The sequence below is a fragment of the Solemya elarraichensis gill symbiont genome (assembly GCF_002021095.1).
Classification (GTDB): Bacteria; Pseudomonadota; Gammaproteobacteria; order Chromatiales; family Chromatiaceae.
This window is the reverse complement of sequence record NZ_MPRK01000095.1, coordinates 1-6,579: the sequence shown is the minus strand read 5'-3', so window position 1 is coordinate 6,579 and position 6,579 is coordinate 1. Positions and strand designations below refer to the sequence as shown.

The window sequence follows — 6,579 nt, the reverse complement described above, 5'->3', positions numbered from 1 at the left end:
GCGGTAGATATTCTCGATAACGACGATGGCATCGTCGACGAGAATACCGATCGAAAATATCAGTGCGAACAGACTCACCCGGTCGATGGTAAATCCAAGCAACCAGGCGACAAAAATCGTCATCAACAGAACGACTGGTATAACCAGTGTTACGACCAGTGCGGGTTTGAATGCGCGGAATGCAACCAGTACCAGCGCAAACACGATACTGGTGGCGACAAACAGCTTGAAGATCAGCTCGTTGACCTTGTCGTTAGCTGTCTGACCGTAATTACGAGTAACGAAGACATCAACATTGGTGGGGATAACGCGCCCCTTGAGCTCTTCGACGCGCTCGAGCACGGCATTCGCAACCGTCACACCATTGGTACCCTCCTGCTTGGCAATAGCGATTGTTACAGCAGGACTGCCATCAACCCGGCCAATACGTTCCGGCGACTGTGGGCCACTGTAGAAGGCCACTAGTTTGCTGGCATCTTCCGGGCCCTGACTCACCACGGCCACATCGCGCAGGTGTATCGGTGAACCACCGAAGGTGCCGACAATCAGTTCGCTGACATCTCTTGCATTCCTGAGAAACTTGCCTGTCACCACCGTCAGGTGCGTGCCACCGCTCTCAACCGAACCGGCCTGGGTCTCCTGGTTGGCAGTCTGGATTGCATGGGCAACCTGGCCAATACTGATGCCATAGCCGGCAAGGATTTCGGGCAGCACCTCGACCTTGACGACCTCCTTTCGGCCTCCAACAACAAAACCTTCACTGGTGTTGGGCAATTCATTGAGGTTCTGTAGAACATCGTGCGCCAGCATACGCAGCTGGCTGTCATCGACATCCGGAGCACGATCACCGTTAAGGTCTTTCGACCACAGGGTAAGCGTCACCACCGGCACATCGTCTATACCGACCGGGCTCACCATCGGGGGCGACACCCCGGACGGGATCTTGTCCATGTTGGAATCGATCTTGTCGTTGACCTTGACCAGCGAGTCGTTCATCTCCTCGCCAACCTCAAACTGCACGGTCACCATGCCCATACCGCGCTGGGAAGCCGAGTAGACGTGCTTGACGCCCTTGATCTCGCTCATCATGCGTTCGAGTGGTTCAATCGCACGTACGGACACCTGTTCCGCCGAAGCGCCTAGATAAGGAACGATGAGATCGACCATCGGAACCGAGATCTGTGGGTCTTCCTGACGAGGAATGAGCATGTAGCCCATGATTCCCATCAGCAGCAATGCAACATACAGCAAAGGCGAGAGAGGAGAATTTATAAAGGCACGCGCCGTATTACCGGCTATACCCAGATCCTTGTCTTTCAATTCATCCAGATTGTTATCTACTCTTTGGCTCATCTGCTGCCGGCCTTTTGTTGTTCCGGAGGGCTTGTGGCGTAACCCACCGGTTCCCTGTTATTAATTCAAGACGCCCTTTGCGGGCGTCTTCGGCTTATCTGTTCTGTTGACTTCAGTGGTTTCAGTTGAATCAGGGATTCCGCTGTACCATTTCGCCTGCCTGCAGGCCTGAAGTTACCATAATGTAATCGTCGCCAATGTTCTCGCCAATACGTACAAGTCGCAGTTGCGGCCTGCCGCTCTCTCCCTTGACGTAAACGCCGGGAAGGCTGCCATTGAAACGCACTGCACTGACCGGTATTTTCACCATGCCTCTACTCGAGACAGTGTGATCCGGCACCAGTACCTTAATGTACATGCCCGGACGTGAAACGCCTTGAGGAAGGTCAAATTTTACCTTGACCGTATGGCGTACCAGGTCGGCCATTGGGAACACCTGTGCGACACGCACCGGCACACGTTCATTATTCACATCGAGTTCAGCCTCAAGCATTTGGCCCTGGGTGAGGTTTGGTGCCACACGTGATGGCACATCAACAACGACCTGCAGAAATTCGACATCGGCGTAACTCAGCAGCGGCGTGCCGGGCTGGACTGTGTCTCCTACCTCGACATGCTTGTGCGTGATCACACCAACAAAAGGTGCAACACTGCGTGCATCACGCAGCTTGGCGTCAAGTGCGTGGATCTGTGACTGTGCTTGCAGAATTGCGTTGCGTGCCTGTTGGATGCGGGTACGTGATGAATAGAGGTCTGCAGAGCGTGCGGCATCATTGTCGTAATCACCGACCACATCCTGCATCGGGCGAGAGAACATGTCATCGAAGAGGTTCGGCATACCCATGCCACCCATCGCCTGCTTGGAACGCGGTGCCCACAGCTCACGATTGTACTGGACATCGGCATTGCGCATGTCTGCCTCTGCATTGGCAAGCGCCGCCAGTGCGGAGTTGCGCTGTGCCATGATCTCGTTGTCGCCGATCGTAACCAGTTCAGCACCTGCATCGAAAGCGTCACCCTCGATACCGGCAATGGACTGGACACGGCCGGGAATTTGCGCAGAGAGCGTCACTTCCTTGTAGGGAATGACTGTGCCGCCAAGTGAGATGAAAACAGAGTTTCCCGCATCCTGGACCTCGACCCATTCATGGGCCGTGTTGTCAGTTTGCGCCTGCGCCGCAATGGGAGCCGCAACCAGTAACGCCAGAATTGTCTGTTTTAAAGCTTTCCGCATGACATAACCTCAAATTGGAAATAACCGGGCAAAAATAATCGGGGTGTTACAAACAGGGCCTCAACTAAAGAGGCCCTGGGTATGGCAGCCCGATCAGGCACGTGCCATGACTGAGAAACTCTTGATAAACGGCCCGGCCATGCGAGGATCTTTCAACATTGCCCCGTAGTCACCAACCTTGAATTTCATTTTTCCGGAAGCGAATGCAGTACCCAGTCCCATCATACCCGGTGGTGTTGCAATCCACTTCTGCCACTGCTGCTCACTTGCGCGGATATCCCAGTTGAGCTCTTCACCATTGTAGGCGCCTGCAGAGGTAGCAGAGCCATTCTGGACCACGAGTACGCCGGATGGCTGATCGTCATCTGGAAAACCGTAACCAATATTGCTGCTGAAACTGATATCAGCCAGCGCCGAAGTCAGTTCCGTTTCGGCGTTCCACTGCTCCATAAAGCTCCTCATCCACTCGTCAGAAAAAATTGCAGACATACTCAACTACTCCTCTTGTTTGCGTCTTTATTCATTGAAAATCCGGCACCCATCTTGTTTTATTAATCGGATTACCGTTCAGATAATGAAGTATCTCCCATATGGTAGGTACTTTGCAATAATCAGATCAACTTATTGTGCTAATTCCGTGTCCCGGGAGACTCCTTTTTTATGGCCAAAAAGGCGGGTAATTGCACCTAAGCCATTGCTATTTTTGAGTATTGCAGACAAACTTTAAATATATACACACCGGAATTTACGCATGTCTTTCGAAAAATCGTCCATTAAACAGCGCCTTGACCAGCTGGAGAAGCATCTTTCCGAGGAAAATCCGGCACTTATCGACGCTGTCAAATCATTCCGCCAGCTCGACAAGGTGGGGCACAAGACCGGTTTGTTGGCCGAAGATGACTCATTTGCGACAAGAATCACCTGGTGGCCGCTGATTTCGGTTTTGGGGACTTTTTCGGCAGGGAAGTCGACCTTTATCAACCACTATATCGGTGAGCAGATTCAGCGCAGTGGCAACCAGGCTGTCGACGATAAGTTCACCGTGCTGTGCTATTCACACGAAGCGGCACCTCACGCACTGCCCGGAGTGGCCCTGGATTCAGATCCACGCTTCCCCCTCTACCGTATCAGTGAGGATATAGAGAGCGTTGCAACTGGCGAGGGAAAACGCATCGATTCCTACCTGCAGATGAAAACCACCACCTGCGAGACCCTGCGTGGCAAAACCATCATTGACTCCCCCGGATTCGATGCCGATGCACAACGCACCTCTACGCTGCGCATCACGGATCACATCATCGCACTCTCCGACCTGGTACTGGTTCTGTTCGATGCGCGCCACCCGGAACCGGGAGCCATGCGCGATACGCTTGACCACCTCGTCAGCAATACAATCAATCGCCCGGATGCTGGCAAGTTCCTCTACATTCTCAACCAGATCGACACAGCTGCACGTGAGGACAACCCTGAAGAGGTCATTGCAGCCTGGCAGCGTGCAATGGGTGAACGAGGCCTGACTGCCGGACGTTTCTACACGATTTACAGTCCGGAAGCAGCTGTACCCATCGAGGATGCACAGCTACGCCAGCGCTTTGAAAGCAAGCGTGACAAGGATCTCTCGGAGATTCATAGCCGCATGGACCAGGTTGGCATCGAGCGTGCGTATCGCATCGTCGCATCACTTGAACATACTGCCAAGGAAATCGAGCAAAAGGCGATGCCAAGCCTGCTTGAATTAATGCGCAAGTGGTACAAGCGCACCCTGGTACTCGATGCTGTAACCATCGCGTTCCTGTTGCTGCTCTTTATTGGCGTAAGTCTCGGCATCGGCTTCAACCCGCTGGATATCGCCCCTGCAATTGCGGGCAACTGGATTCTCTCCGCCGGCGTTGCCGTGGTGCTGTTAACTATTATCCATTTTGGCATGCGCGAACTCGCAGCCAAGACTCTGCTCGGTGCTGCCCGCAAGGCATCTGAGGCACTCGATGGCAAACTAGACCTGGTTGGCGCATTCAGAAAAAGCACGCGTATGATGCGCATTATTATCAGCAGGCGCCCGGCTGGCTGGGGATCATTCACGCGTAAACGCCTGAAGCGTGTGCGCGAAGAGAACGATCGTATTGTACAGATGCTCAACGACCGTTTTACCGATCCATCGGGAGCAGGACTGGCGTATGATCCGGTGACCAAACCTGCAGCGGCACCAGCATCCGAGCCAGCACCTGAACCAGAAACTAAAGAAACAGCATTGCATGAGACTCCTGAACCCATGGAATTCAACATGGATGAGTTTTTAGACACAGCAGAAAAAGAAAAGGACTAGTAGTTTTCGATGAATGAAATAAATGAGACCCTCCTCTCCGCCGAGGCTATCCGCAAAACCATTGAGGTGCCTGCACACCCGATCAAGCCGCCGATAACAACTGAAGAGAAAGAGGCGCTAAAATCCCGTATCAAGAAATTGATGCGAGAGCAGGATGCCGTGCTGGTTGCGCACTACTATACCGATGGCGATATCCAGGAACTTGCCGAGGAGAGCGGCGGCTGTGTTGCCGACTCACTGGAGATGGCGCGCTTCGGAACAACCGCGAAAGAGCAGACCCTTGTGGTTGCCGGTGTAAGTTTCATGGGTGAGACATCGAAGATTCTCAATCCTGAGAAACGCGTGCTGATGCCTGATCTCCGTGCGACCTGTTCACTCGACATAGGCTGTCCTGCCGATGTTTTCGGCGCCTTTTGTGATGCTCACCCGGATCATACCGTGGTTGTCTATGCCAACACCTCGGCTGCCGTCAAGGCACGTGCCGACTGGATGGTGACATCCGGCATTGCACTGCCCATTGTCGAACATCTGAAGGCACAGGGGGAGAAGATCCTGTGGGCGCCAGACCGGCATCTCGGCCACTACATTGAAAAAGTCACGGGCGTGGAGATGCTATTATGGCAGGGCTCCTGCGTGGTGCATGAGGAGTTCAAGTCGGTTGCACTGGAACGTATCCGACGCCTGCACCCTGATGCCGCTGTACTGGTGCATCCTGAATCTCCGGAGCATGTCACTGACCAGGCAGACGTGGTGGGCTCGACGACCAAACTGATCGAAGCTGTTGCCACCATGGATCAGAAAAAGTTCATTGTTGCGACGGATGACGGCATTTTCTGGAAAATGAAACAGGTGGCGCCTGACAAAATACTGATCTCGGCCCCGACCGCCGGAGAGGGAGCAACCTGCGAATCCTGCGCACACTGCCCGTGGATGGCAATGAACTCGCTGCAGAACATTGAGGCGATGCTGCAAAATCCCGGACCGCAGCACGAAATCAACATTGATGAATCGATTCGTGAACGTGCCATGCTACCGATCAGGCGTATGCTTGATTTTGCTGACAGCCATGGGATTAGCGGAAAATATCAAGGTAACGCCTGAAAAAGTGTCCCTACTCCCAAACAAACCCGTAACACAGGCGACTCTGCGCCTATTGGATAATTGGATTTTCCATCCAGGCATGGGGTATGGGCTACAGCAAAGCTTCATCAGTGGGAAGATAATAGTTGCAATGCAACAGGAGCCGGACTTCAGATTGATCGACAAATTGATGGAGCGCTTCATTATTGAACCACTACCAGAGACGTTCACCTCGTCTGACAAGACTGAATTACTCTTGCATCGTCTCGTTCACTGGATCACCTCAATCCAGCGACAGCAAAATACCCCCATGTCATACAGGTACCATTTGTCCTCTGAAGAGAAAAAGGAGGGTGAACAGCAGTTTTTTCTCGCCATCCCCTCCCACATTATGCAGTCCAGCACAAATGTCACCGAGTGGGCCATCACTCTGTTCAATAACCTCCTCAACCGTCCGTACCTTGACGGCAATGATCTCAATCAAATCAGCGGCAGTCTGGAACATTTAAACGCCACTCTGAAGCAATACAGACTGCCAGGCCAGAACAGTATCTATATCTACAAGGCAGCCTATGAACTCGATATCCCG

At 53.0% G+C, this 6,579-nt stretch carries 6 protein-coding genes; 3 read left to right on the top strand and 3 right to left on the bottom strand.

Annotated features, from left to right (window positions below; translation table 11 throughout):
• From BOW51_RS06130 to BOW51_RS06120, 3 genes are all read right to left on the bottom strand, one after another.
• Positions 1-1,353: efflux RND transporter permease subunit (locus BOW51_RS06130; protein WP_135568096.1), on the bottom strand; the 1,353-nt coding region annotated here is incomplete at its 3' end.
• A 130-nt stretch (positions 1,354-1,483) separates the two neighbouring features.
• Complete coding sequence (locus BOW51_RS06125; protein WP_078476929.1) at positions 1,484-2,587, bottom strand: efflux RND transporter periplasmic adaptor subunit; 1,104 nt, start codon at positions 2,585-2,587, stop codon at positions 1,484-1,486.
• Positions 2,588-2,680: 93 nt separating this feature from the next.
• Positions 2,681-3,076, bottom strand: a complete 396-nt coding sequence (locus tag BOW51_RS06120; protein WP_078476928.1) for an SCP-2 sterol transfer family protein — start codon at positions 3,074-3,076, stop codon at positions 2,681-2,683.
• A gap of 262 nt (positions 3,077-3,338) precedes the next feature.
• Between BOW51_RS06120 and BOW51_RS06115 the strand changes: the two genes are divergently transcribed.
• The 3 genes from BOW51_RS06115 to BOW51_RS06105 form a co-directional block, all read left to right on the top strand.
• Positions 3,339-4,910, top strand: a complete 1,572-nt coding sequence (locus BOW51_RS06115; protein ID WP_078476927.1) for a dynamin family protein — start codon at positions 3,339-3,341, stop codon at positions 4,908-4,910.
• A gap of 9 nt (positions 4,911-4,919) precedes the next feature.
• Positions 4,920-6,011, top strand: coding sequence for a quinolinate synthase NadA (gene nadA / locus BOW51_RS06110; RefSeq protein ID WP_078476926.1), 1,092 nt, complete (start codon positions 4,920-4,922; stop codon positions 6,009-6,011).
• Positions 5,965-6,579 (top strand): hypothetical protein (locus BOW51_RS06105; protein WP_135568095.1); only part of this gene is annotated, 615 nt, incomplete at its 3' end. The genes nadA and BOW51_RS06105, both read left to right, overlap by 47 nt.